The following is a 24257-nucleotide window of genomic DNA, read 5'->3' on the forward strand; positions in this document are numbered from 1 at the left end:
CGACCTCGCTGTCCGTGTGGCCGACGCCGCACCTGGCGCGGGCTGTGTGGCGGTGTGGCATCTCGGTCGGGCGGCCACCGGAACGCAGGGCTGGTCGCCGTGAGTGTCCGAACCGGCGGACGGTGGGCTCAGCGCCCCCGACGGCGACGGCGGTAGTAGGCCGCCGTGACTACAGCGAGCAGCGGGCCCCAGGCCAGCAGGGGGAGATAGCAGGCGGTCATCAGCCAGTAGAGGCCGCCCTCCGGGGAACCAGGGGCGCCCATGTTCTCCGGACCGTTCCAGTTGAACGCACCGGACACCGTGATGAGGGTGACGAGCGCCGCGCCGAGCGAAGCGGGGATCACCGCCGCCATGACGGGGATTCTCCGGCCGCCCAGGGCTGGTACCCAGTGCGGCAGTTCCTCGCCCCATCTGTGGATCAGCCCCAGGGTGAGCAGTCCGAGCGCCTCGGCCAGCAGGCTGAGGCCGATGAGGTAGAAGGACGCGGCGCCGGGGAAGTTCTCCGGGTGGAGGAACTCGTCCCTGAATCCGGAGTCCCAGCCCAGGGCGATGGCGATGCGCCACAGCCCGGAAGGTACGAGGGTCAGCGCGGCGGCGTGCGCCGCCAGGCGGATGGCACGGGGGACTCGGGGTGCGGCCGTGAGGGGCGTCCCGGCGACCAGGGTGTCAGCCACGGCGGGTCGCCGCCTCGGGCCGCGCGGGTGACTTGGTGATCTCGGCGTGGACCACCCTGAACCCGCCCTTGATGACGGTCGTGAACGGTGCGGGGGCCATGCACGTGCCGGTCCGCGGCCGTACAAGCCCGCCGTTCTCGTCCACGTTCCCGGGGTCGACGTTCACCACCCCCCAGGAGAAGCCGGTCCGGTCCGGCTCGCCCCTGCCGCCCTGCTGGACGCTGATGCCCAGCCGGGCACCGGCCTTCTCGACGTTCGACTTCGTCACGACCGCGGTCAGGGTCGCCGTTCGGCCGCTGGTGACCAGGCAGTCCACCTGGGCCACCGCCCATCCCCTGGCCCCGCTCGGGGTGGTGTGGGAGAACTTCAGCGTGCCCCGGGCGTCTGTGGCCAGTCCCCGGGGGGCGTCGGGAGGTATCGGCCGGGTGAAGGGCGCCTGCCGGGCATGGATGGTGAAGCGGATGTCGTCGTCGGGAGATTCGATGTAGGAGATGCGAGCCGTCCCATGGACGCTCGCCGTCTTCGCCGGTTTCCATTCGGCGGACGCGGCCGGGGCTGCGGGAGCGGGCCCGGCCGCGACCAGCCCGGCGAGGACGGTGATGGCTGCTGCGGCACCGATTGCGGTCTTGCGCATGAGGAACTCCCGTTTTCTGGAGGGGGTTTGTGGTTCGTGGTCGGTTGAACGGCTCAAGCTTCACCCCCCGGCACCCCTTGATCCCATCCGCCGATCGGCACAAAGGTCGTGCCGTGTCCCGGTCCTCCTCTGCCGTTCGGCAGAGGGCGTCACCACCTCGCACGCCCGTACGCTGATCACCATGTGGGAATCAACCGGCTCCGCCGTCAAGGCGCTTGACGCTCTGCCGTCGCTCGCGGCCGCGGGCACGCTGGTGTGGGCCGTCGCTCGCCCCCGTGCCACGGTTCGTCAGCGCCTCGGCCGCCTCGCCCGTCCGGTCGCGGTCTGCGCCACCCTCTCCCTGATCACCAGCTTCGCCCTGCCGAAGGGTGGTCCGGGCTCCGGCTGGAAGCTGGCGGAGGCCGCCTTCCTGCTGGTCCTCCTGGCCGTGGTCACCCGCTGGTCGCCCCTGCGCGAACTCAAAGCGGTCCTCCCGCTGACCGCCCTCGCGGTGACCCTCTGGCCGTTGACGCTGGTCGCCGGTGAGTCCTTCCTGGAATCCGTCGGAATCGCCACCTTCTGGCTGCTTCCCGTGGCCGCCGCGGTGGCGGTCGGCGCCTACCCCCGCCGCCAGGAAGTGCGTCGTCGGAGCGCGGTGGCCGAGGCCCGCAGTGCCCAGCGTCTTCAGCTCTCCCGTGACCTGCACGACTTCGTAGCCCATGACATCAGCGGGATCGTCGTCCAGGCCCAGGCGGCCCGCTTCGTCGCCGCCACCGACGTCGCCCAGGCGATGCTCGCCCTGGAGCGCATCGAGAAGGCGGGCCTGAGCGCCCTGGCCGCGATGGACCGGACGGTGCAGATGCTGCACGGTCCGGAGACTCCCACCACCGAGCCGCTCCCCGACCTATCCCAACTGCCTTCGCTGATAGAGGACTTCACCTCGGCAGGGGCCACCGAGGCGCATCTGGACCTGCCTGCGGGGGTTGCGGAGATGCTTTCCCGCGAGGCGGGATCCGCCGCGTATCGCATCGTCGTCGAAGCGCTGACCAACATTCGCCGGCACGCCCCCGGCGCATCTCGCGCCACGGTCGTGTTCATGCCCACGGCCACCACTGTGGAGATCCGGGTCACCAACGGCCGCGATGCCCGCCCCGCGCCGACTCGCCGCCGCGCCTCCCGGGGAGGCCTGGGCCTCCCCGCTCTCACCGAGCACGCACAGGCCCTCGGCGGAACCCTCTCGGCGGGGCCGCACGGCGACGGCGGCTGGCAGCTCACCGCCGCCCTTCCCGCCACCCTCCCGAAAGGGGCCCCACGATGACGCCCAACGGCCCGACCCGCATCCTGATCGCCGACGACCAGGAGGACGTACGCAGCGGCTTCCGCCTGATTCTGGGCTCGCAGCCCGACATGACCGTGGTCGGTGAGGCGGCGGACGGCCTCACCGCCGTCGACCTCGCCCGCACCCTGCGGCCCGACCTGATCCTCGCCGACATCCGGATGCCCGGGCTGGACGGCCTCGAACTCACCCGGCACCTCGCAGGCCCCGGCGTACCCGACCCGATGCGCGTCCTCGTCGTCACCACCTTCGACCACGACGACTACGTACGCACGGCACTGGCCGACGGCGCCTGCGGGTTCCTGCTCAAGCGCTCGGGTCCCGGGCTGCTGATCGAGGGGGTCAGGGCGGCGATGGCCGGGGACGTCCTCATCAGTCCTCAGATCACGGTCCGGCTGCTCCGGACCCTCGCCCCCGCTCCCGCGCCTGCCCCCACCAACGCCCCGGCAGCGCCCACGGCCCCATCGCCTCTCACCGCCCGGGAGGCCGAGATCGCCCGGCTGGTCGCCGAGGGCCTCACCAACGCCGAGATCGGCGAGAAGCTCTTCATCTCGGCGGGCACCGCCAAGACCCACATCGCCAACGTCCAGGCCAAGCTGAAGGCCCGTAACCGCGTGGGCATCGCCGCCTGGACCTGGGAGAACGGACTGGCCGGTCCAGTCCCGGGGGAGTAGGGCGAAGACACGGGGCGATGCGCAGAGGCCGACCGGGCGAACTCCCGCCCCGGGAGGGATGTGCGGTAGGTGCTGGACGCGGGGCGGGACAGCGGCGGCCTCCCCGAGAAGCCCGGAACGCCCCTGCCGCCCCGATCCGGGGCGCCCGCTACTCCGGGGCGGGCGCCTCCACCGGCGTACGGCGGCGCTGCCCCACCCTCGCGGCGGCCAGGCGTCCCAGTGCCTCGTCCTTGCCGCAGGGGTGCGCCCCCAGGGCCGTCTGGCGGGCCACGATGTGCCGCTCGGCCCGCATCAGCCGCCAGCCGCGCCGCAGCAGGAACGGCACCGACTTGCGGCCCTCGCGCAGATCGCGCGCCAGTCGGCGCCGGAACGTCGTGGACGGGCGGCCGCGCAGGCACAGCGCGTCCGCCAGCAGGCCCAGGTCCCGGCAGCGTTCGACGATGTCCGCCGCGAAGATGCCCTCGGCCACGAAGAGCGGCGAGTGCTCGATGTGGAAGGTCTCGTGATCCGTACGGGAGCTGGAGGCGATGTCGTAGACGGGAACGTCCGTACGTCCGGTCCGGCACAGCTCCGCGATGGCCGCCACCGCCGCGTCCGCGTCCCAGGACCCCGCCGAGTCCCAGTCGATGTCCATGGAGCCGGGGACCCGGGGCAGTGTCGGGTCGTCGTGCTCCTTGTAGAAGTCGTCCAGGCGCAGCACCGGCAGACCGGTGCGGGCGGCGAGGGAGGACTTGCCGGAGCCGGAGGGGCCCGCGAGCAGCACGACGCGGGTCGGGATCGGTTGGGAACTCACAGAACAGAAGTGTGAGGCATTGACCCGCGCAGGGGATCCCTCGGGTCCTTCGTTGGTATCGAGCATCACACCTCAACTACTCTGCGCGTACGGACGACTACCCGACCAGGCTCGATCAGGTGGAAAACATGGCACTTCATGCACGTAAGCCCCAACGTCGCGTCCTGCTGCGCGCCGGTCTCACCGTCTCCGCGCTGGGGGCGGCCCTGGGGGCCGGTGCGGGCTCCGCGCAGGCCGTCCAGCTGCCCGCGGCCGCCGAGGCCCCGGAGCAGGGCGTCTCCGCCCTCCAGGCGGTCTCCGAGACGGCCGCGCCGGCCGTGACGAGCGCGCTCGGGACCTCGCTGGCCAGCGGCATCGCCCCGGTCACCGACCTCCAGCTGGACCCGCTCGCGGGGACCGGGGTCGACCCGCTGGACAACGCCGTGGGGACGCAGATCGCCGACTTCAAGCCGGTGACCACGGCCGTCGTGACCGACCCGATCACCAGCGGCGGGGCGCTGAGCGACCTGCCGGTGGTGGGGTCGGTGACCCGCCTGGTCACGGGCTGACACACCGGGCGACGAGCAAAACGGGGCCGCTCCCTCCGGATCGCCCGAGGGAGCGGCCCCGCTCGGGGACCAGGTGACGTACGTCAGTGGGCGACGTACGTCGGCGCGTGACCTACGTCAGTACGAGGAGCCCGCCGCGCCCAGCGCGCCCGTCGGGTGCCACACCGTCTTGGTCTCCAGGAACGCCGTCAGGCGGTGCGTGCCGGGGGAGGCCAGCCAGTCCGCGGCGGCCGACGCGTCGTCCGCGTCCACAGGCTGTGGACGCAGTACGCGCTTGAGGTTGTCCGCCGCCGCGATCTCCAGCTCCTTCGCGAGCGCGGCGTCCGCGCCGGTCAGGTCGATCGCGTTGACGTCCTGGTGGGCGGCGAGCGGCGCGGCGAGCTCCGCCGTGGCGCCGGACAGGATGTTGACCACGCCGCCGGGCACGTCCGAGGTGGCCAGCACCTCGCCCAGCGAGAGCGCGGGCAGCGGCGCGTCGGCCGAGGCGATGACGACTGCGGTGTTGCCGGTGGCGATGACCGGGGCGATCACCGAGACCAGGCCGAGGAACGACGACTCCTGCGGTGCGAGGACCGCGACGACGCCCGTCGGCTCGGGGGTGGAGAGGTTGAAGAAAGGGCCCGCGACCGGGTTGGCCCCGCCCGCGACCTGGCCGATCTTGTCGGTCCAGCCCGCGTACCAGACCCAGCGGTCGATCGCCGCGTCGACGACGGCAGCCGCCTTGGACTTCGACAGCCCCTCGGATGCGGCGACCTCGCGGACGAACTGCTCCTTGCGGCCCTCCAGCATCTCCGCGACGCGGTAGAGGACCTGGCCGCGGTTGTACGCGGTCGCCCCCGACCAGCCGCCGAACGCCTTGCGCGCGGCCACGACCGCGTCGCGCGCGTCCTTGCGGGAGGACTTCGGCGCGTTGGCGAGCCACTGGCCCTTGGAGTCGGTCACCTCGTACACCCGGCCGCTCTCGGAGCGGGGGAACTTGCCCCCGACGTACAGCTTGTAGGTCTTGAAGACGCCAAGTCGGTTCTGGTCAGACATCGAGGTACGCCTCCAGGCCGTGGCGGCCGCCCTCGCGGCCGAAGCCCGACTCCTTGTATCCGCCGAACGGCGACGTCGGGTCGAACTTGTTGAACGTGTTGGCCCAGACGACGCCCGCGCGGAGCTTGTTCGCCACCGCGAGGATGCGGGAGCCCTTCTCCGTCCAGATGCCCGCCGAGAGGCCGTACTGACTGTTGTTGGCCTTGGCGACCGCCTCGTCCGGCGTGCGGAACGAGAGCACGGAGAGGACCGGGCCGAAGATCTCGTCACGGGCGACCGTGTGGGCCTGGGTGACGTTGGTGAAGAGGGTCGGCGCGAACCAGTAACCCGACGACGGCAGTTCGCAGGGGGCGCTCCAGCGCTCCGCGCCCTCCGCCTCGCCGGTCTCGACGAGCGCGGTGATCCGGGCCAGCTGCTCGGCGGAGTTGATCGCGCCGATGTCGGTGTTCTTGTCCAGCGGGTCGCCCAGGCGCAGCGTGGCCAGCCTCCGCTTGAGCGCGTCCAGCACCTCGTCCTGAACGGACTCCTGGACCAGCAGCCGGGAGCCCGCGCAGCAGACCTGGCCCTGGTTGAAGAAGATGCCCGTGACGATGCCCTCGACGGCCTGGTCGATCGGGGCGTCGTCGAACACGATGTTGGCGCCCTTGCCGCCCAGCTCCAGGGTGACCTTCTTGTCCGTGCCCGCGACGGAGCGCGCGATGGCCTTGCCGACGGCGGTCGAGCCGGTGAAGGCGACCTTGTTGACGTCGGGGTGGGAGACGAGCGCCTCGCCCGCGTCCCCGTACCCCGTGAGGATGTTGACGACGCCCTTCGGCAGACCCGCCTGACGGCAGATGTCCGCGAAGAACAGGGCGCTCAGCGGGGTCGTCTCGGCGGGCTTGAGGACCACCGTGTTGCCCGTGGCCAGCGCCGGGGCGATCTTCCACGCGAGCATCAGCAGCGGGAAGTTCCACGGGATGACCTGACCGGCCACACCCAGCGGGCGCGGGTTCGCCCCGTACCCCGCGTGGTCCAGCTTGTCGGCCCAGCCCGCGTAGTAGAAGAAGTGCGCGGCGACCAGCGGGAGGTCCGCGTCGCGCGTCTCCTTGATCGGCTTGCCGTTGTCGAGCGTCTCCAGGACGGCCAGCTCGCGGCTGCGCTCCTGGATGATCCGCGCGATCCGGAACAGGTACTTGGCGCGTTCGGAGCCGGGCAGCGCCGACCACTTCTCGAACGCCTTCCGTGCCGCCTTCACGGCCCGGTCCACGTCCGCCGCGCCTGCCTGCGCGACCTCGGAGAGGACCTCCTCGCTGCTCGGCGAGACGGTCTTGAAGACCTTGCCGTCGGCTGCCTCGGCGAACTCGCCGTCGATGAACAGCCCGTAGGAGGGGGCGATGTCGACGACGGAGCGGGACTCCGGCGCCGGTGCGTACTCGAATGCGGATGCCATGGCTATCAGTCCACCGTCACGTAATCGGGGCCGGAGTAACGGCCGGTGCTGAGCTTCTGGCGCTGCATCAGCAGGTCGTTGAGCAGGCTGGACGCGCCGAACCGGAACCAGTGCGGGTCCAGCCAGTCCTCGCCCGCCGTCTCGTTCACCAGGACCAGGAACTTGACCGCGTCCTTGGTGGTGCGGATGCCGCCGGCCGGCTTCACGCCGATCTGTACGCCGGTCTGCGCCCGGAAGTCGCGGACGGCCTCCAGCATGAGGAGCGTGTTGGCGGGGGTGGCGTTGGTGGCCACCTTGCCGGTCGAGGTCTTGATGAAGTCCGCGCCCGCCAGCATCCCGATCCAGGAGGCCCGGCGGATGTTGTCGTACGTGGACAGCTCACCGGTCTCGAAGATCACCTTGAGACGGGCGGTGCCGCACTCCGCCTTCACGGCGAGGATCTCCTCGTACACCTTCAGGAAGCGGCCGGAGAGGAAGGCCCCCCGGTCGATCACCATGTCGATCTCGTCGGCCCCGGCCGCCACGGCCTCGCGGACGTCCGCGAGCTTGATGTCCAGCGGCGCGCGGCCCGAGGGGAAGGCGGTCGCCACGGACGCCACCTTCACGCCGGAACCGGCGAGCGCGGCGGCCGCGGTGGCCGCCATGTCGGGGTAGACGCAGACCGCCGCGGTGCGCGGGGTCGTGCGGTCGGTCGGGTCGGGGTTGACGGCCTTGGCGGCGAGAGCCCGGACCTTGCCCGGGGTGTCCGCGCCTTCCAGCGTCGTCAGGTCGATCATCGAGATGGCGAGATCGATGGCGTACGCCTTGGCCGTCGTCTTGATCGAGCGGGTACCGAGAGAGGCGGCGCGCGCTTCGAGGCCGACGGCGTCGACGCCCGGCAGCCCGAACAGGAAGCGGCGCAGCGCACTGTCGGACGCGGTCGCGTCGGAGAATGCGGGAGCAGTGGTGGGCATGGTCACCAGAGGAGCATATCTACGCGCGTAGCGACCTGTACAGGGGGCCGGACGATCCGTGCGTCCCGCACCCCGCCCCTCCGGTCCCGGGCCCCGGGGCGCGGCGGCACGGCGGCCGCTCCGCCGTCCTCCGCGCCGGTCAGGCACAATCGGCCCCATGACGAGCCCCACACCTCCCGCAGAGCCGCCCCACGCCGACCGGACCTACCGTTCCGTGGCCGCGCTGGTCTGCGGGGCGCTGCTGATCCTGCTGATCGCCTGGATGGCCGGGGACGCCATGATCCGGGGCGAGGGCCGGGTCCCGTGGCTGGCGTCGGCCGCGCTGCTCCTCGTGGTCCCGCTGGTCGTGGCGTTCACCCTGCGGCCCGCCGTGTTCGCGAACGACGAGCGCATCCGGATCCGCAACCCGTTCCGGACGATCCAGCTTCCCTGGACCGAGGTCGCCGACGTCAGGGCCTCGTACTCCTCCGAGCTGCTCGCCCAGGACGGCACGAAGTACCAGCTGTGGGCCATCCCCGTCTCCCTGCGCGCCCGCAAGCGCGCCGCCCGCACGGCGGCCCGCGCGGCCCACGACGACCCCTACGGCCGCACGTCGGTCAGCGCCGACGTCCGCGACGCCGCCCAGCGCACCGCCTCCGCCGACCAGACCGTCCGCGATCTGCGGGACCTGGCCGAGGGCGCGGGCGGGACGACGCCGGAGGGGGCGGCCGGGGTCTCGGTGCGCTGGGCGTACGAGGTGATCGCACCGGCCGCCGTCGGGGCGGTGCTGCTCGCGGTGCTGTGGGCGGTGGGCTGAGGCGCGGCGCTCCTGGAGCGCGGAAGGGCCGGTACCCCTGGGGTGGGGTACCGGCCCTTCCGGCGTCGGGCGGGCGGTCAGATTCCGGCAGCCGCCGCCAGGTCCCGCTTGATCCCGGCCAGCAGCTCGGCACCGCGCTCCCGCGCTGCGGGCAGCGACGCGGCGTCCGCGACCGGAACGACGACCTCCAGGTAGCACTTCAGCTTCGGCTCGGTGCCGCTCGGGCGGACGATCACCCGGGCACCCTCCAGCTGGTAGCGCAGCCCGTCGGTGGGCGGCAGCTTGTCCGTCCCCCGCGACAGGTCCTCGGCCGAGGTGACCGCGAGGCCCGCCAGTGCGGTCGGCGGCTGCTCCCGGAGCCGGGCCATGGCGTCGGCGATGACCGTCAGGTCCTCCACCCGCACCGACAGCTGGTCGGTGGCGTGCAGCCCGTGCGCGAGCGCCAGATCGTCCAGCAGGTCCAGCGGCGTACGGCCCTGCTCCTTGAGTACGGAGGCGAGCTCGGCGACGAGCAGGGCGGCGGTGATGCCGTCCTTGTCGCGGACGCCCTCGGGGTCGACGCAGTAGCCGAGCGCCTCCTCGTACCCGTACCGCAGACCGTCCACCCGGGCGATCCACTTGAAGCCGGTCAGCGTCTCCTCGTACCCGAGGCCCGCCTTCTCCGCGATCCGGCCGAGCAGTGACGACGACACGATCGACTCCGCGAACACGCCGGTGACGCCCCGCTCCACCAGGTGCGCGGCGAGCAGCGCGCCCACCTCGTCGCCGCGCAGCATCCGCCAGCCGCCGTCCGTTGCGGTGTCGGGCACGGCGACCGCGCAGCGGTCCGCGTCCGGGTCGTTGGCGATGATCAGGTCCGGCGCGGCCCGGCGGGCGGTGGCGAAGGCGAGATCCATCGCGCCGGGCTCCTCCGGGTTGGGGAAGGCCACGGTGGGGAACGCGGGGTCCGGCTCGGCCTGCTCGGCCACGAGCACCGGCGCGGGGAACCCGGCCCGGGCGAACGCGGCGGTCAGCACCGAGGTGCCGACGCCGTGCATCGCGGTGTAGACCGTGCGCGCCGTACGGGGGCTGCCGGCGGCCAGGACCGCGTCCGTACGGGTGAGGTAGGCGTCCAGGACCTCGTCGCCCAGGGTCTGCCAGCCGTCCTCCGGGCGGGCCACGCCTTCCAGCGGGCCGACCGCGGCGATGGCGGCCGCGATCTCGCCGTCGGCCGGGGGCACGATCTGCGAGCCGTCGCCGAGGTAGACCTTGTAGCCGTTGTCGCGCGGCGGGTTGTGGCTGGCGGTGACCTCGACGCCGGCCACGGCGCCCAGGTGCCTTATGGCATACGCCAGTACGGGGGTGGGGAGCGGGCGGGGCAGCACGGCGGCGCGCAGTCCGGCGCCGGTCATCACGGCCGCGGTGTCGCGCGCGAAGTCGGCGGACTTGTAGCGGGCGTCGTACCCGATGACGACGAGGCCGCCCTCGTGGCCCTGCGCCTTGAGGTAGGCGGCCAGGCCCGCCGCCGCCCGGATCACCACGGACCGGTTCATCCGCATCGGCCCGGCTCCGAGCTCCCCGCGCAGCCCGGCGGTGCCGAACTGGAGCGTGCCCGCGAAACGGGCGGCGAGCTCCTGGGTGTCACCCGCCTCGATGAGCGCGGCCAGCTCGTCGCGGGTCTCGGGGTCGGGGTCCTCGGCCAGCCAGGTTCTGGCCTGCGCGATGAGGTCGTGCACGGGGGCCGCCTTTCGGGGGTGCGGAGGTTCTGGGACGCGGGGTGCGGGTGCGGGTGCGTGGTGCGCGGGGGTGGGCGTGGGGCGGGTGGTGCTGTGGGGGCCGGGGCGGGGCGGGGGCGCTGCGCGGGCCGTTCCCCTGCCCGCCCCTTCCCGAAACCGGGGCTCCGCCCCGGACCCCGGTCCCCGAACGCCCGACGGGCTGGAGAAGGAGCCGACGGGCTGGGGGGGGCAGGGCGGGCGGAGGCGGCCCCGGGTCGGGTCAGATCCGTTCCAGCACCCTCGCCAGCAGCGCGCCCATCCGGGTCGCCGAGTCGCGGCCCGCCTGGAGGACCTCCTCGTGGTTGAGGGGTTCTCCGGAGAGGCCCGCCGCCAGGTTGGTGACCAGGGAGAGGCCCAGCACCTCGGCGCCCGCCTCGCGGGCCGCGATGGCCTCCAGGACCGTGGACATGCCCACCAGGTCACCGCCGAGCACCCGGACCATGTTGATCTCGGCCGGGGTCTCGTAGTGCGGGCCGGGGAACTGGACGTACACGCCCTCTTCGAGGGTGTCGTCGATCTCCTTGCACAGTGCGCGCAGCCGCGGGGAGTACAGGTCGGTCAGGTCGACGAAGTTGGCGCCGATGATCGGGGAGGCGGCCGTCAGGTTGATGTGGTCGCTGATCAGCACCGGCTGGCCCGGGCGCATGCCCTCGCGCAGACCGCCGCAGCCGTTCGTCAGGACGACGGTCTTGCAGCCCGCCGCAACCGCCGTACGGACACCGTGGGCGACGGCGGCGACGCCCCGGCCCTCGTAGAAGTGCGTGCGGCCGAGGAAGACCAGCGCGCGCTTCTCGCCGATCCGGTACGAGCGGACCTTGCCGCCGTGGCCCTCGACGGCGGGGGCCGGGAAGCCGGGCAGGTCGGTGACGGGGAACTCGGCCTCCGGGGCGCCGAGTGCTTCGCCCGCGGGAGCCCAGCCGGAGCCCATGACCAGGGCGACGTCATGGGTCTCGGCGCCGGTCAGCTCGCGCAGGCGGGCGGCGGCCCCGGCAGCAGCTGCCTGCGGGTCGCCCTGGATGTTGTCCGGAATAACAGATGCGTTCACGCGGACGAGCGTAACCGCTGAATCCCTACGCGCGTAGATGACCAGGCTCAAAGGCCCCGGGGAAGTGTTCGTGCTTTCGTACGAAGAGAGGGTGAGGAGAGGGCGGGCAGAGTCCGGCGGGGGCCGGGTCCGCACTGGTCAGCAGGGGCGCTTGCGCAGTTCCATCACATAGTCGTGGGGTGCGCCGGCGGATTCCGCGGCGTCCGCGATCTCACCCAGATAGCGCGCCGAGGGCAGCCCGCCCTCGTACCCGTTCAGCACGTACATCCAGGCCGGCTCCTCGCCGTCCAGGGTGTGCACACGTACGCGCATGCGCCGGTAGATGTCGAGCCCGACGCCCTCCCAGCGGTCCATGGAGTCCTCGTCCATCGGCGCCAGGTCGTACAGCGCGACGAAGACCTGGGAGCGCGGCGCCTCCACCACGGTGGCCAGCGCCCCCTCCCAGCCCATCTGCTCCCCGCCGAAGGTCAGCCGCCAGCCGTTGAGCCAGCCGGTGCTGCGCATCGGGGAATGCGGGGCGCGGCGGGTCATCAGCCGCGCGTCGAGGTTGCCGGCGTACGCGGCGTAGAGCGACATGGGTCCGAGGGTACGGGAGGTGGTCGCGGGAGTGCCGGTTCCTGTGACGAAGCCCCCGGTCGGGGGAGGACGGGAGGAGGAGCCGGGGGGAGGGGCCGGGGGGCACGCGTACCGGCCCGGCGGGGGGCCGGGAACGCCCCCGTCCCCGTATGGAGGGCCCCGGGGCGAAGCTCCTTGGCGGGTGCGGGACAATGGAGTACGTACTGCATTCCCCCGGGGCGATCCCCCGGACCCCCGGCCGGGGCGGCAGACGGCCGTGGGGATGACACCCACGCGAGGCGGACTTTTCGTGACCCGGATCGTGATCATCGGCGGCGGCCCCGGCGGCTACGAGGCGGCCCTGGTGGGCGCCCAGCTCGGCGCGGAGGTGACCGTCGTCGACTGCGACGGTCTCGGCGGGGCTTCGGTCCTCACCGACTGCGTGCCATCGAAGACCCTGATCGCGACGGCCGAGGTGATGACCACCTTCGACTCCTCCTACGAGGAGCTGGGCATCATCGTCGCCGACGACACCCCGCACGTGGAGCAGGCCGCCCGGGTCGTCGGTGTGGACCTCGGCAAGGTCAATCGACGGGTCAAGCGCCTCGCGCTCGCCCAGTCCCACGACATCACCGCCTCCGTCACGCGGGCCGGCGCCCGCGTGATGCGCGGCCGGGGCCGGCTCGACGGGCTCCAGGCGGCCGACGGGTCCCGCCAGGTCGTCGTCACCGCCGCCGACGGCACCGAGGAGCGGCTGACCGCCGACGCCGTGCTGATAGCGACCGGCGGTCACCCCCGGGAGATCCCGGACGCGCAGCCCGACGGCGAGCGCATCCTGAACTGGACCCAGGTCTACGACCTCGACGAGCTGCCCGAGGAGCTCATCGTGGTCGGATCGGGTGTCACCGGCGCCGAGTTCGCCGGGGCCTACCAGGCGCTCGGCTCGCGCGTCACCCTCGTCTCCTCCCGCGACCGCGTCCTGCCGGGCGAGGACCCGGACGCGGCGGCCGTACTGGAGGACGTCTTCCGCCGCCGCGGGATGAACGTCATGGCCCGCTCCCGGGCCCAGTCCGCCAAGCGGGTGGGCGACCGGGTCGAGGTGACCCTCGCCGACGGCCGGGTCATCACCGGCTCGCACTGTCTGATGGCGGTCGGCGCGATCCCCAACACCGCGGGAATGGGCCTGGAAGAGGCCGGTGTCCGGCTCAAGGACTCCGGGCACATCCTCACCGACCGGGTCTCGCGCACCAGCGCACCCGGTGTCTACGCCGCCGGTGACGTCACCGGGATCTTCGCGCTGGCCTCGGTCGCCGCGATGCAGGGCCGGATCGCGATGTACCACTTCCTCGGTGACGCGGTCGCCCCGCTGAACCTCAAGGCCGTCTCGGCCAACGTGTTCACCGACCCGGAGATCGCCACCGTCGGCTACAGCCAGGCCGACGTCGACGCGGGCAAGATCGAGGCCCGGGTCGTGAAGCTGCCGCTGCTGCGCAACCCGCGCGCCAAGATGCAGGGCATCCGCGACGGCTTCGTCAAGATCTTCTGCCGCCCCGGTACGGGCATCGTGGTCGGCGGCTGCGTGGTCGCGCCGCGCGCCAGCGAGCTGATCCACCCGATCTCGATCGCGGTCGACAACAATCTGACGGTGGAACAGATCGCAAACGCTTTCACCGTGTACCCGTCCCTGTCCGGATCGATCGCCGAAGTGGCCCGGCAGTTGCACACCCGCAAGCTCACGGGCGAGAGCTGAGCCTCCGGGAAACCAGACAATCCCCGGCAACCCCCGGCAGTCCGGGCGGGGCTGTGATCGCTTGACGATCATCCCTGAACAACAAAGGGGCCTCCTATACCACTTGGAGGCCCCTTTGAAGTACAACTTCTGTTATTCGGCGCAAACTGCTGAAAACTCACCGGCGGCCAGGTTACTGTCAGTTCCGTGTTCGCTGCAGAACGTCGTCAGTTGATCCTCGAAATGGTGCGTGCCAACGGGGCGGTATCGCTCCGTGAGCTCGCCCGCGTCGTCCAGACCTCCGAAGTGACCGTACGGCGGGACGTGCGGGCACTGGAGGCAGAAGGACTCCTCGACCGCCGGCACGGCGGTGCGGTCTTGCCGGGCGGTTTTACGCGGGAGTCCGGCTTTCCGCAGAAATCCCATCTCTCCACCGCGGAGAAGACGGCCATCGCCGACCTGGCCGCAGGGCTCGTCGGCGAGGGCGAGGCCATCGTGGTCGGCGCCGGTACGACCACCCAGGAGCTGGCCCGCCGGCTCGCACGGGTCCCCGGCCTGACCGTCGTCACCAACTCCCTGCTGGTCGCCCAGGCGTTGGCCCATGCCAACCGGGTCGAAGTCGTCATGACCGGCGGCACCCTGCGCGGCAGCAACTACGCGCTGGTGGGCAGCGGGGCCGAGCAGTCCCTCCAGGGGCTGCGGGTCTCCCGGGCCTTCCTGTCCGGGAGCGGCCTCACGGCGGAGCGTGGCCTGTCCACCTCCAACATGCTCTCGGCCAGCGTCGACCGGGCCCTGGTGCAGGCCGCCGCGGAGGTGGTCGTCCTGGCCGACCATACGAAGCTCGGCTCGGACACCATGTTCCAGACCGTGCCGACGGAACTCATCACGCGTCTGGTGACCGACGAGCCGCCGCTCCACGACGAGCGCGCCGCCGCCGAGCTACAGGCCCTGGCGGACCAGGGCGTGGAGATCACGGTGGCCGGTCCGGAGGCGGACGCGTCCGGCGGGGACGGCGCGCCGCCGGGCCGTCAGCCCCGCCGTGACATGCCGCTCCCCGGCCAGCGCCGTACGCAGAGCGGCGGCCTCGGGCCGCAGCTGCGCAGCGCCTCCGCGCTGGCGGACGTGCCGGGCGAGCAGCGGGCCCGGGTGGCGGACCTGCGGAGGCGGTAGGCCGGTCGGGGGCGGACGCCCCCTGCTCCGTACGAGCTTGGAGTTGTACGCGCTCCTGGCCGGACGCCTTCCGCTTGAGTGCCGACAGTTCAACGTCCCTGATACACAATGGGCTTGGACATGTTGCTCGGCCTGTAGGGGGCTGCCATGGCAGGGGTGTCGGGTGCCGGTCGCGCGGCGGTGTGGGCCGTCGCGGTCCTGGCGGGCGCGGCGACGGCAGGGCTGATCGCGGTCGCCGTCCTGGTGGACATGGACACCGCGGACCGGGCCGCCAGTCTGGCGGGCGCCGTCGCGGGGCTGATCGCCCTGGTGGTGGCGGTGGTGACGCTGGTACGTCCCGGCGGGCCCGGCGGTCCCGGAGAGCACAGGCGCCGCCTGAGGGCCGGACGCGGCGGCATCGTCGCGGGCGGGGACGTCAGCGACAACGCCATCGGCCGGGGTTCTCGGGTGACGTCCTCCCGCCCCCGACGTGGACCGGCATCTGCGCAGCCGGGCAGCACGGACCTGCGGGTCGGGCGCGACGGCATCGGCGCGGCGGGCGACGTCCGCGGCAACGCGATCGGGGACGAGAGCGAGCGGCGGTGACGCCTCGGTGGCCCCGGAGGCGACGCGGTACGGCCGATGGCACCGGCGTACCCGGCGGTGAGGAGCACTTCCTGTCCGCCGCTTCGGTGCGCGTGCGGGCCGGTGACGGCGGGGTCGGCGCGGGGCGCGACGTCAGCAACAACGCGTTCGGCCCGGGCAGCCAGGTCTTCGACCAGCGGCAGTACCACCTGCACCCGTCCGGCGAGAGCCCGCCGGTGCGGTGGCCGTTGCGGATCGGCCGCATTCCCGCACTGGCCTCCGCGTTCCAGCCACGGGCCGCGCTGCGGGAGCGGATCGACGCCACGGTCTCCTCCGAGTCCGCGGCGGCCCTGGTGCTGTCCGGCGGCGGTGGTGTGGGCAAGTCCCAACTCGCCGCCTTCTACGCGGCCGAGGCCGTGCGCGGGGGTACGGACCTGGTGCTGTGGGCCCCGGCGAGCGACGTGCACCAGGTCATCGCCGCGTACGCCCACGCCGCCGCCCTCGTCGGCGCGCCGGGCCTGCGGGGCGTCCGCCCGGAGGAGGACGCGGAAGCGTTCCTCTCCTGGCTGGCGACGACCTCCCGCACCTGGTTCATCGTCCTCGACGACGTCACCGACCCGGCGGGCATGGAGGAGTGGTGGCCCGAGAGCCGGACCGGCGGCGTCGGGTGGGCCCTGGCCACCACCCGGCTGAACGACGCCCGTCTCACCGGCGCCGGGCGGAGGCGGGTCGACGTCGACGTCTACACCCCGGAGGAGGCGCGCGACTACCTGAGCGGCCGCCTGCACGGCGACGGCTGCGACCACCTCCTGGACGAGGCTGCCGACGGCCTGGCCCAGGAGCTGGGCTGCCTCCCGCTGGCCCTCGGCCATGCCGCCGCGTACCTGATCAACCAGGGCACACCCTGCGCGGTCTACCTGGACCGCTTCCGGGACAGCGGCCGACGGCTCGACCAGCTCCTGCCGCCGGAGGGCGACACCGAGGGGTACGGCCGCAGGGTGGCCACGGGCCTGCTGCTCTCCCTCGACGCCGCACAGCGCTCGGAGCCCCAGGACCTGGCTGAGCCCGCCCTCGCCCTCGTCGCTCTTCTCGATCCGGCGGGCCACCCGCACGCACTGTGGGACACCGAGGCGGTGCTCTCGTATCTGACTCACTTCCGAGAAGGCGCGTACGTGAAGAGGCGGTGGTGGCGGCGGGCGACCCCTCCGGTGCCGGTCACGGCCGAGGAGGCGCACGCTGTCCTGCGGACCCTGCACCGGTACGGGCTCATCACCAGCGACCCCCGCGACGAACTGCGCGCGGTGCGCTGCCATGCGCTCACCGGGCGTGCTGTCCGTGAGACGGTGGTCGAGGAGTACGGCATCTCGGTGAGCATCTCGGCGGCCCGGGGGCTTCTCGCCGCCTGGCCCGACTCCGACGACGTGTCTCCGGATCTCGGAGTGGTCCTACGCGCCAATACTGGGGCTCTGGCCCGGCACGCGGGTGCTGACCTGTGGCATCCGCTCAGCCTCCCCGTCCTCAATCGGGCCGGGCGAAGCCTCGCGGGCTACCACCATGCGACGGAATCGATCGCCTACAACGAGTGGCTGATCGAGCAGAACGAACGCCATCTCGACGCGAACCACGACAGCACCCGGTTGGCCCGCGACCGTCTTGCTTTCTCCTACCGGGAGATGAGCCGTCATCAGGACGCGATTCCGCTCATGGAGCGCAATCTTTCCTACGCTGAGCGCGAGCTGGGGTGGCGCCATCCCGAGACTCTCGCGGCAGCGGGCTTTCTGGCCTTCTCTTACCGCATGAGCAGGCTGCACGAGGAAGCCGATCCGCTGGAGGAGCGGGTTCTTGCTGGGATCGAGGGCCTGAGCGGAACGTCGCACCCCAGTATCCGTCTGGCTCGTGTTGTGATGGCCAACTGCCTTAATCTCGCCGGCCGTCCGGAGGAGAGCGTCGCCATGGGGGAAGAGCTGCTGGCGGAATCTGAGCGGACCTTGGGCGAGGACGACGGCGAAACCGTTCTGATGAGGGCGATACTCGCCCGCTACTACGGCAGCGCCGACCGCCCAGACGACGCCGTCGCCATGCAGCAGCAGGTCGTCGCGTTCCACCAACGGACCGACGGCCCAGAACACCCCGCCTCTGTGAAGGCGGTGGCACGGTTGGCCTACTGGTACATGAGAGCGGGGCGCACGGATGAAGCCCTGTCCCTTCAGGAGGAGATTCTCGCTAGCCGGGGAGTCACCTTCGGCCCGGAACATCCCTTCACCTTGGAAGCCCGCTTCGCCTACGCCCAATCCCTGGGGCAGTTGGGCCGGATGGGCGATGCGGCCGCCTTGCTGGCGGACGTCCTCGCTGTACAGGAACGCGTACTGGGCCCCGAGCATTCGCAGACCATGAACACCCGCCTCGTGGCCCATTACTTTCGGCTGAAGGCAGCCGACGCCCTCGGCCAGGACCTCACCAACGAGCTCACGACACCCCCGGACGACTGAGCGGCAGCTACTTCAGCCCCCGCAGCGTCAGCCGCAGCAGCCGGTCCGCCAGCTCCGGATCGTCCGGCGACTCCTCCGCCGCCAGCGCGATCGCGTTCGTCAGCTGGAGCAGGTCGTCGATGGAGACGTCCGCCCGTACGGACCCGCTCTCCTGGGCCCGGCGCAGCAGCCCCGCGCCCGCCTCCCGGAGCGGCAGATGGCACTGGACGAGGGCCGAGGTCCCGTCGCGGGACGCGGACATCAGGGCGTGGGCCAGGCCGCGGTACTCACCCGCATGAGTGACGATCGCGCCCAGCCACTCCACCAGCGCCCGGCACGGTGCTTCCGCCGCCGCCAGCTCCCGGGAGCGGTCAAGGAGGGAGCGGAGAGCGTCCTGGAAGACCGCGTTCATCAGGGCGTCCCGGTTGGGGAAGTGCCGGTAGAGGGTGCCGATGCCGACGCCCGCGCGCCGGGCGATGTCCTCCAGCGAGGCATCGGTGCCGTGCTCGGCGAAGGACCTGCGGGCCTCGCCCACCAGCCGGTCGTGGTTGCGCCGTGCGTCCGCGCGCATCGGCCGGACGGGCGGCCGGTCCGTGCTCGTGTCCGCAGCCGTGTGCCTGTCCGCCGGGATCGCCCCTGCCATGGCCTCCTGCCCCTCCCTCGGTCCTGGTCCTCGGCCCCTCGTCGGTTCCAGGATGCCACTGACGGCGAGGGGCCCGGTCCGCGTCCTGCGACGCGGACCGGGCCCCAGGCCGGTGCACTGTGCGGTCAGTCCTTGATCTCGCAGATGAGGGCGCCGGAGGAGACGGAGGCGCCGACCTCGGCGGTGAGGCCCTTGACCGTGCCGGAGCGGTGCGCGTTGAGCGGCTGCTCCATCTTCATGGCCTCCAGGACGACGACGAGGTCGCCCTCCTTGACCTCCTGGCCCTCCTCGACCGCGATCTTCACGATCGTGCCCTGCATGGGCGAGGCGAGGCTGTCGCCCGAGGCGGCGGAACCGGCCTTCTTCGCGGCGCGGCGCTTCGGCTTGGCTCCGGCCGCGAGGCCCGTACGGGCCAGGCTCATGCCCAGCGAGGACGGCAGCGAGACCTCCAGGCGCTTGCCGCCGACCTCGACGACGACGGTCTCCCGCCCTGCCTCGTCCTCCGCGTCCGCCTCGGCGGGCGCGGCGAAGGGCTTGATGTCGTTGACGAACTCGGTCTCGATCCACCGGGTGTGCACCGTGAACGGGTCCGCGGTGAAGGCGGGGTCGGCGACGACGGCCCGGTGGAACGGGATCGCCGTGGCCATGCCCTCGACCTGGAACTCCGCGAGCGCGCGGGCGGCACGCTGGAGGGCCTGCTCGCGGGTCGCGCCGGTCACGATGAGCTTGGCGAGGAGGGAGTCCCACGCCGGGCCGATGACCGAGCCGGACTCGACGCCCGCGTCCAGGCGGACACCGGGGCCGGTCGGCGGGGCGAACGTGGTGACGGTGCCGGGGGCGGGCAGGAAGCCGCGGCCCGGGTCCTCGCCGTTGATCCGGAACTCGAAGGAGTGACCGCGCACCGCCGGGTCGCCGTACCCCAGTTCCTCGCCGTCCGCGATGCGGAACATCTCGCGTACGAGGTCGATGCCGGTGACCTCTTCGGTGACCGGGTGCTCGACCTGGAGGCGGGTGTTGACCTCCAGGAACGAGATCGTGCCGTCCAGGCCGACCAGGAACTCGACCGTGCCCGCGCCGACGTAGCCGGCTTCCTTCAGGATCGCCTTGGAGGCCGCGTACAGCTCCTCGTTCTGCGCCTGCGACAGGAAGGGGGCCGGGGCCTCCTCGACGAGCTTCTGGTGGCGGCGCTGGAGCGAGCAGTCCCGGGTGGAGACGACGACCACGTTGCCGTGGGAGTCGGCCAGGCACTGGGTCTCCACGTGGCGCGGCTTGTCGAGGTAGCGCTCGACGAAGCACTCGCCCCGGCCGAACGCGGCGACCGCCTCGCGGACCGCGGAGTCGTACAGCTCCGGGATCTCCTCCAGGGTGCGGGCCACCTTCAGCCCGCGGCCGCCACCGCCGAAGGCCGCCTTGATCGCGATCGGCAGCCCGTGCTGCTCGGCGAACGCGACGACCTCCCCGGAGCCGGAGACCGGGTCCGGGGTGCCCGCGACGAGCGGGGCGCCCGCGCGCTGGGCGATGTGCCGGGCCGCGACCTTGTCGCCGAGATCGCGGATGGCCTGCGGCGGCGGGCCGATCCAGGTGAGCCCGGCGTCCAGGACGGCCTGGGCGAACTCCGCGTTCTCCGACAGGAATCCGTAACCCGGGTGGATCGCGTCCGCCCCCGAGTCGGCGGCGGCCTGGAGCACCTTGGCCATGTCCAGATAGCTGGCGGCCGGGGTGTCACCGCCCAGGGCGAACGCCTCGTCAGCGGCCCGGACATGCAGCGCGTCCCGGTCCGGCTCGGCGTAGACCGCGACACTCGCGATCCCCGCGTCCCGGCACGCCCGAGCAACGCGGACAGCGATTTCGCCACGGTTGGCGATGAGCACCTTGCGCACGATGACTCCCTCCTCGAAACAAGCTGAGTTTAGGGACTACCGACACGGCCGTACGACCCGTCCCCAATGGTGAGCTTGCCCACACGGAGTGTGATCCGAGGCTTGCCCCAGTAGTGAAATCCCTTGTGGCACCACGGTACGCCGGGATCCTCAACGGCACAGTAACCATCCGGTGTGGTGCAGGTCTCTGTCCTGAAGGTCAACGCCTCACGGCGTTTCTTTGTGGACTCCCTACGAACGCCCGGTGGATTCTTTGCGCGGCGCACGGGGACGTCCGATCCCTTGTCCGAAGGGATACCGGTGAGTAGGGTCCGCGCTACGCACGTACCAGAGGTAACAGGGGTGGGACGCTGATGCGCAGGCCGGTGGCGATCGTGACGGCGCTCGTGCTGTTCGGGGAGGCGGTGGGCATCGTGCTCATCAACGCCGTCCTGGCCACGGTCACCGAGAACCAGAACATGTCGCTCGCCGGCATGGACCCCAAGGTCATGTCCGCCGGGACCTGGGTGATGGGCGGGGTCTGCGGGCTGCTGCTCGTCCTGTGCGGGCTGGTCGCCCTGCTGGCCGGGGTCCGTGACCGGTCGCCGGGGCGCGCCGGGCGGATCGCCCTGATCGGCTGCGCGGTCGTGCACGGGGTCCTCGGCGCGGTCACCGTCGGCCTGGTGGGCTGGGGCGCCTTCGCGTTCATGATGGCCGTGCTGGCCCTGCTGGTGCTCACCCTGCTGTCGTACGGGCCCGAGCCCGGCGCCGAGGAGCCCGTGAGCGACACAGCGGCCCCGGCGACCGCCTGAGCGGCAGCGGGGCCACGATCGCCTCAGGCCCACAAATCCGTTACGGAGAGGTCCAGTTCGCCGAGCAGGCGGCGCAGCAGCGGCAGCGACAGGCCGATCACGTTGCCGTGGTCGCCCTCGATGGAGTCGATGAACGGCGCCGAGCGGCCGTCCAGGGTGAACGCCCCCGCCACGTGCAGCGGTTCGCCCGAGGCGACGTACGCGGCGACCTCGTCGTCGCTCGGCTCGCCGAACCGTACGACGGTGGACGCGGTCGCCGACGCCGTGCGGCCGGCGGCGGTGTCGATCACGCTGTGCCCGGTCCGCAGGATGCCGGACCGGCCGCGCATGGACTTCCATCGGGCGGTGGCCTCCTCGGCGTCGGCGGGCTTGCCCAGCGCCTCGCCGTCCAGCTCCAGCACCGAGTCGCAGCCGATGACCAGCGCGCCCGCCGCCTCGGGGCGCTCCGCGACCACCGCCGCCTTCGCCCGCGCCAGGACGAGAGCCAGCTCACCGGGGGTCGGCGCGCTCAGCTCGTCCTCGTCCACCCCGCTGACGATCACCTCGGGGGCGAAACCGGCCTGGCGCAGCAGACCGAGGCGGGCGGGGGAGGCGGAGGCGAGCACGAGACGGCGCTGGGGCTGGGGCTGATCAGTCATACGGGCCATCGTAGAAGGGCCCGGAGAGCCGGAGGCCCGGAGATCCGGCAGTCGTCAGTGGATGCCGAGCACGAACATCGCCACCAGCATCGCCAGCGCCAGCAGGACGCCCGCTCTGCGCATCATGGCCTGGACGTCGCGCAGTTCCTTCGGCGGCTTGTTCTCGGGGTCGGACCACAGCATGGCTCCGATCCTGCTGCGCAGCCCGCCGCGGCGCCTGAGTACCCGTACTCAAGCCGCCCCCGGTGGCGGGGGCGGCTCCTGAGGGCTCAGGCCGGCCAGTACGTCCGCGCCCAGGCCCGCGGGCCCGGCTGCGGGCGGCCGGTACGCGCGATGCGCCCCGGGTCGGACCACTGTTCGGGCGGCAGCGGCGCGCCGGACGACACGGCGGACGCCGCCGCGGCACGCGCCCGGACCACCGCCAGTGCGGCGGCCAGCTCCTCCGGGGTGGGGTTGCCCCGTACGACCTTGATCATGGGCAGACCTCTCTGTGAAAGGGCGAGCGGGCGAGCGGCTAGAGCGGGATGTTGCCGTGCTTCTTCGGAGGCAGGGATTCCCGCTTCGTCCGCAGCTGACGCAGCCCCTTGACGATGTGCGCCCGGGTGTCGGACGGCATGATCACCGCGTCGACGTACCCGCGCTCGGCCGCCACGTACGGGTTGAGCAGCGTGTCCTCGTAGTCAGCCATCAGCTCGGCCCGGGTGGCGTCCGGGTCCTCGGCGGCCGCGATGGTGCGCCGGTGCAGGATGTTCACCGCGCCCTGCGCGCCCATGACGGCGACCTGCGCGGTCGGCCAGGCGAGGTTGAGGTCGGCGCCCAGGTGCTTGGAGCCCATGACGTCGTACGCGCCGCCGAAGGCCTTGCGGGTGATGACGGTGATCAGCGGGACCGTGGCCTCCGCGTAGGCGTAGATCAGCTTCGCGCCGCGCCGGATGATGCCGCCGTACTCCTGGTCCACGCCCGGCAGGAAGCCCGGCACGTCCACGAAGGTGATGACGGGGACGTTGAACGCGTCGCAGGTGCGGACGAAGCGGGCCGCCTTCTCGCTCGCGTTGATGTCCAGGCAGCCTGCGAACTGCATCGGCTGGTTGGCGACGATCCCCACCGGGTGGCCCTCGACCCGGCCGAAGCCGGTGACGATGTTCGGCGCGAACAGGGCCTGGGTCTCCAGGAACTCACCGTCGTCCAGCACATGCTCGATCGCCGTGTGCATGTCGTACGGCTGGTTCGCCGAGTCCGGGATGAGCGTGTCCAGCTCGCGGTCCTCGTCGGTGGTGGCGAGGTCCGCCTCCTCCGGGAATGCCGGGGCCTCGGAGAGGTTGTTCGAAGGGAGGTAGGAGAGCAGGGACTTGACGTACTCGATGGCGTCCTTCTCGTCGCCCGCCATGTGGTGCGCCACCCCGGAGGTGGTGTTGTGCGTACGGGCGCCGCCCAGCTCCTCGAAGCCGACGTCCTCGCCGGTGACCGTCTTGATGACGTCGGGTCCGGTGATGAACATGTGCGAGGTCTGGTCGACCATCACCGTGAAGTCCGTGATCGCGGGGGAGTAGACCGCACCGCCCGCGCACGGGCCGACGATCAGCGAGATCTGCGGGATCACCCCGGAGGCGTGCACGTTGCGGCGGAAGATCTCGGCGAACAGGCCGAGCGCCACCACGCCTTCCTGGATGCGCGCGCCGCCGCCGTCGTTGATGCCGATGACCGGGCAGCCGGTCTTCAGCGCGAAGTCCATGACCTTGACGATCTTCTCGCCGTAGACCTCGCCGAGCGAGCCGCCGAAGATCGTGAAGTCCTGCGAGTGCACGCAGACCGGGCGGCCGTCGACCGTGCCGTACCCGGTGACGACACCGTCGCCGTACGGGCGGTTCTTCTCGATGCCGAAGTTGGTGGAGCGGTGCCGGGCGAACTCGTCGAGCTCCACGAAGGAGCCCTCGTCCAGCAGCAGCTCGACCCTTTCACGGGCCGTCAGCTTGCCCTTGGCGTGCTGCTTCTCGACCGCGCGTGCCGACCCGGCGTGCGTCGCCTCGTCGATGCGGCGCGTCAGGTCCGCGAGCTTGCCCGCGGTGGTGTGGATGTCGGTCTGCGGCTCGGACATCGGGGGGCGGCTCCCTGCCTGGTCACGGGGACGGGGTCCGGCAACGGTCACGGGGGGACGGGCCGGTCGTCCGT

Annotated in this window: 24 protein-coding genes; 9 read left to right on the top strand and 15 right to left on the bottom strand. The window is 72.1% G+C overall.

The annotated features are described in order from the left end of the window. Positions 1–128 precede the first annotated feature (128 nt). Both CIB93_RS02480 and CIB93_RS02485 read right to left on the bottom strand, forming a co-directional pair. Positions 129–674: a hypothetical protein gene (locus tag CIB93_RS02480; protein WP_096623554.1), complete on the bottom strand. Its 546-nt coding sequence runs from the start codon at positions 672–674 to the stop codon at positions 129–131. Further along, on the bottom strand, positions 667–1308 hold the full coding sequence (locus tag CIB93_RS02485; RefSeq protein ID WP_096623556.1) for a hypothetical protein: 642 nt from the start codon (positions 1306–1308) through the stop codon (positions 667–669). The genes CIB93_RS02480 and CIB93_RS02485 overlap by 8 nt, the downstream gene beginning before the upstream one ends. A 181-nt stretch (positions 1309–1489) precedes the next feature. Between CIB93_RS02485 and CIB93_RS02490 the strand changes: the two genes are divergently transcribed. After that, the gene (locus CIB93_RS02490; protein ID WP_096623558.1) at positions 1490–2605 is read left to right on the top strand and encodes a sensor histidine kinase; all 1116 of its coding nucleotides are present in this window, start codon (positions 1490–1492) and stop codon (positions 2603–2605) included. Then, positions 2602–3297 carry a response regulator transcription factor gene (locus tag CIB93_RS02495; RefSeq protein WP_096623560.1) on the top strand — a complete coding sequence of 232 codons (696 nt, stop codon included), beginning with the start codon at positions 2602–2604 and terminating at the stop codon, positions 3295–3297. The genes CIB93_RS02490 and CIB93_RS02495 overlap by 4 nt, the downstream gene beginning before the upstream one ends. Positions 3298–3445: 148 nt before the next feature. On the opposite strand, the gene CIB93_RS02500 is transcribed toward CIB93_RS02495, so the two are convergent. Next, a complete protein-coding gene (locus CIB93_RS02500) occupies positions 3446–4156 on the bottom strand; it encodes a uridine kinase (protein ID WP_096623562.1) in 711 nt (236 codons plus the stop codon). Between the two features lie 62 nt (positions 4157–4218). Between CIB93_RS02500 and CIB93_RS02505 the strand changes: the two genes are divergently transcribed. Then, positions 4219–4638 (top strand): hypothetical protein, encoded by a 420-nt coding sequence (locus CIB93_RS02505; RefSeq protein WP_096623564.1) that lies wholly within the window; start codon positions 4219–4221, stop codon positions 4636–4638. Positions 4639–4755: 117 nt separating this feature from the next. Here CIB93_RS02505 and CIB93_RS02510 read toward each other — a convergent pair whose 3' ends face one another. From CIB93_RS02510 to deoC, 3 genes are read right to left on the bottom strand one after another with little or no spacing between them, the layout of a single operon-like run. Then, on the bottom strand, positions 4756–5673 hold the full coding sequence (locus CIB93_RS02510; RefSeq protein WP_096623566.1) for an aldehyde dehydrogenase family protein: 918 nt from the start codon (positions 5671–5673) through the stop codon (positions 4756–4758). Next, the gene (locus CIB93_RS02515) at positions 5666–7102 is read right to left on the bottom strand and encodes an aldehyde dehydrogenase family protein (protein ID WP_096623568.1); all 1437 of its coding nucleotides are present in this window, start codon (positions 7100–7102) and stop codon (positions 5666–5668) included. The genes CIB93_RS02510 and CIB93_RS02515 overlap by 8 nt, the downstream gene beginning before the upstream one ends. Before the next feature lie 5 nt (positions 7103–7107). Beyond that, the gene (gene deoC, locus CIB93_RS02520; protein ID WP_179499934.1) at positions 7108–8055 is read right to left on the bottom strand and encodes a deoxyribose-phosphate aldolase; all 948 of its coding nucleotides are present in this window, start codon (positions 8053–8055) and stop codon (positions 7108–7110) included. Between the two features lie 157 nt (positions 8056–8212). Between deoC and CIB93_RS02525 the strand changes: the two genes are divergently transcribed. Then, entirely contained in the window at positions 8213–8851 is a 639-nt protein-coding gene (locus CIB93_RS02525; protein ID WP_096623572.1) for a PH domain-containing protein, read from the top strand. Positions 8852–8928: 77 nt separating this feature from the next. On the opposite strand, the gene CIB93_RS02530 is transcribed toward CIB93_RS02525, so the two are convergent. From CIB93_RS02530 to CIB93_RS02540, 3 genes are all read right to left on the bottom strand, one after another. Next, positions 8929–10566, bottom strand: a complete 1638-nt coding sequence (locus CIB93_RS02530; RefSeq protein WP_096623574.1) for a phospho-sugar mutase — start codon at positions 10564–10566, stop codon at positions 8929–8931. 259 nt (positions 10567–10825) lie between these two features. Continuing rightward, positions 10826–11650: a purine-nucleoside phosphorylase gene (locus CIB93_RS02535; protein ID WP_096623576.1), complete on the bottom strand. Its 825-nt coding sequence runs from the start codon at positions 11648–11650 to the stop codon at positions 10826–10828. 138 nt (positions 11651–11788) lie between these two features. Then, on the bottom strand, positions 11789–12226 hold the full coding sequence (locus CIB93_RS02540; protein WP_007458837.1) for a gamma-glutamylcyclotransferase: 438 nt from the start codon (positions 12224–12226) through the stop codon (positions 11789–11791). Between the two features lie 289 nt (positions 12227–12515). Between CIB93_RS02540 and CIB93_RS02545 the strand changes: the two genes are divergently transcribed. The 4 genes from CIB93_RS02545 to CIB93_RS02560 all read left to right on the top strand — a co-directional run bounded on the left by CIB93_RS02545 (position 12516) and on the right by CIB93_RS02560 (position 18157). Next, complete coding sequence (locus CIB93_RS02545) at positions 12516–13955, top strand: NAD(P)H-quinone dehydrogenase (protein ID WP_096623578.1); 1440 nt, start codon at positions 12516–12518, stop codon at positions 13953–13955. Positions 13956–14141: 186 nt separating this feature from the next. Then, entirely contained in the window at positions 14142–15104 is a 963-nt protein-coding gene (locus CIB93_RS02550) for a DeoR/GlpR family DNA-binding transcription regulator (RefSeq protein ID WP_096623580.1), read from the top strand. A 147-nt stretch (positions 15105–15251) separates the two neighbouring features. Further along, entirely contained in the window at positions 15252–15689 is a 438-nt protein-coding gene (locus CIB93_RS02555; RefSeq protein WP_143659975.1) for a hypothetical protein, read from the top strand. Beyond that, a complete protein-coding gene (locus CIB93_RS02560; protein WP_143659976.1) occupies positions 15686–18157 on the top strand; it encodes a tetratricopeptide repeat protein in 2472 nt (823 codons plus the stop codon). The genes CIB93_RS02555 and CIB93_RS02560 overlap by 4 nt, the downstream gene beginning before the upstream one ends. A 7-nt stretch (positions 18158–18164) precedes the next feature. On the opposite strand, the gene CIB93_RS02565 is transcribed toward CIB93_RS02560, so the two are convergent. Together CIB93_RS02565 and CIB93_RS02570 are read right to left on the bottom strand one after the other, a co-directional pair. Continuing rightward, complete coding sequence (locus tag CIB93_RS02565; RefSeq protein ID WP_096623708.1) at positions 18165–18707, bottom strand: TetR/AcrR family transcriptional regulator; 543 nt, start codon at positions 18705–18707, stop codon at positions 18165–18167. Positions 18708–18904: 197 nt separating this feature from the next. Then, entirely contained in the window at positions 18905–20659 is a 1755-nt protein-coding gene (locus CIB93_RS02570; protein ID WP_096623586.1) for a biotin carboxylase N-terminal domain-containing protein, read from the bottom strand. A gap of 353 nt (positions 20660–21012) precedes the next feature. Here CIB93_RS02570 and CIB93_RS02575 point away from each other — a divergent pair, with 353 nt between their 5' ends. Beyond that, a complete protein-coding gene (locus CIB93_RS02575; RefSeq protein WP_096623588.1) occupies positions 21013–21450 on the top strand; it encodes a hypothetical protein in 438 nt (145 codons plus the stop codon). Positions 21451–21473: 23 nt separating this feature from the next. On the opposite strand, the gene CIB93_RS02580 is transcribed toward CIB93_RS02575, so the two are convergent. The 4 genes from CIB93_RS02580 to CIB93_RS02595 form a co-directional block, all read right to left on the bottom strand. Continuing rightward, positions 21474–22097 carry a nucleoside triphosphate pyrophosphatase gene (locus tag CIB93_RS02580; RefSeq protein ID WP_096623590.1) on the bottom strand — a complete coding sequence of 208 codons (624 nt, stop codon included), beginning with the start codon at positions 22095–22097 and terminating at the stop codon, positions 21474–21476. A 45-nt stretch (positions 22098–22142) separates the two neighbouring features. Next, entirely contained in the window at positions 22143–22271 is a 129-nt protein-coding gene (gene mmpB, locus CIB93_RS38590) for a morphogenic membrane protein MmpB (protein WP_096623592.1), read from the bottom strand. A gap of 86 nt (positions 22272–22357) precedes the next feature. Next, complete coding sequence (locus tag CIB93_RS02590) at positions 22358–22564, bottom strand: acyl-CoA carboxylase epsilon subunit (protein WP_047178449.1); 207 nt, start codon at positions 22562–22564, stop codon at positions 22358–22360. 38 nt (positions 22565–22602) lie between these two features. Next, positions 22603–24183: an acyl-CoA carboxylase subunit beta gene (locus CIB93_RS02595; RefSeq protein ID WP_096623594.1), complete on the bottom strand. Its 1581-nt coding sequence runs from the start codon at positions 24181–24183 to the stop codon at positions 22603–22605. Between the last annotated feature and the right edge of the window lie 74 nt (positions 24184–24257).

The organism is Streptomyces sp. WZ.A104, assembly GCF_002382885.1.
In the GTDB taxonomy this organism is placed as follows: domain Bacteria; phylum Actinomycetota; class Actinomycetes; order Streptomycetales; family Streptomycetaceae; genus Streptomyces.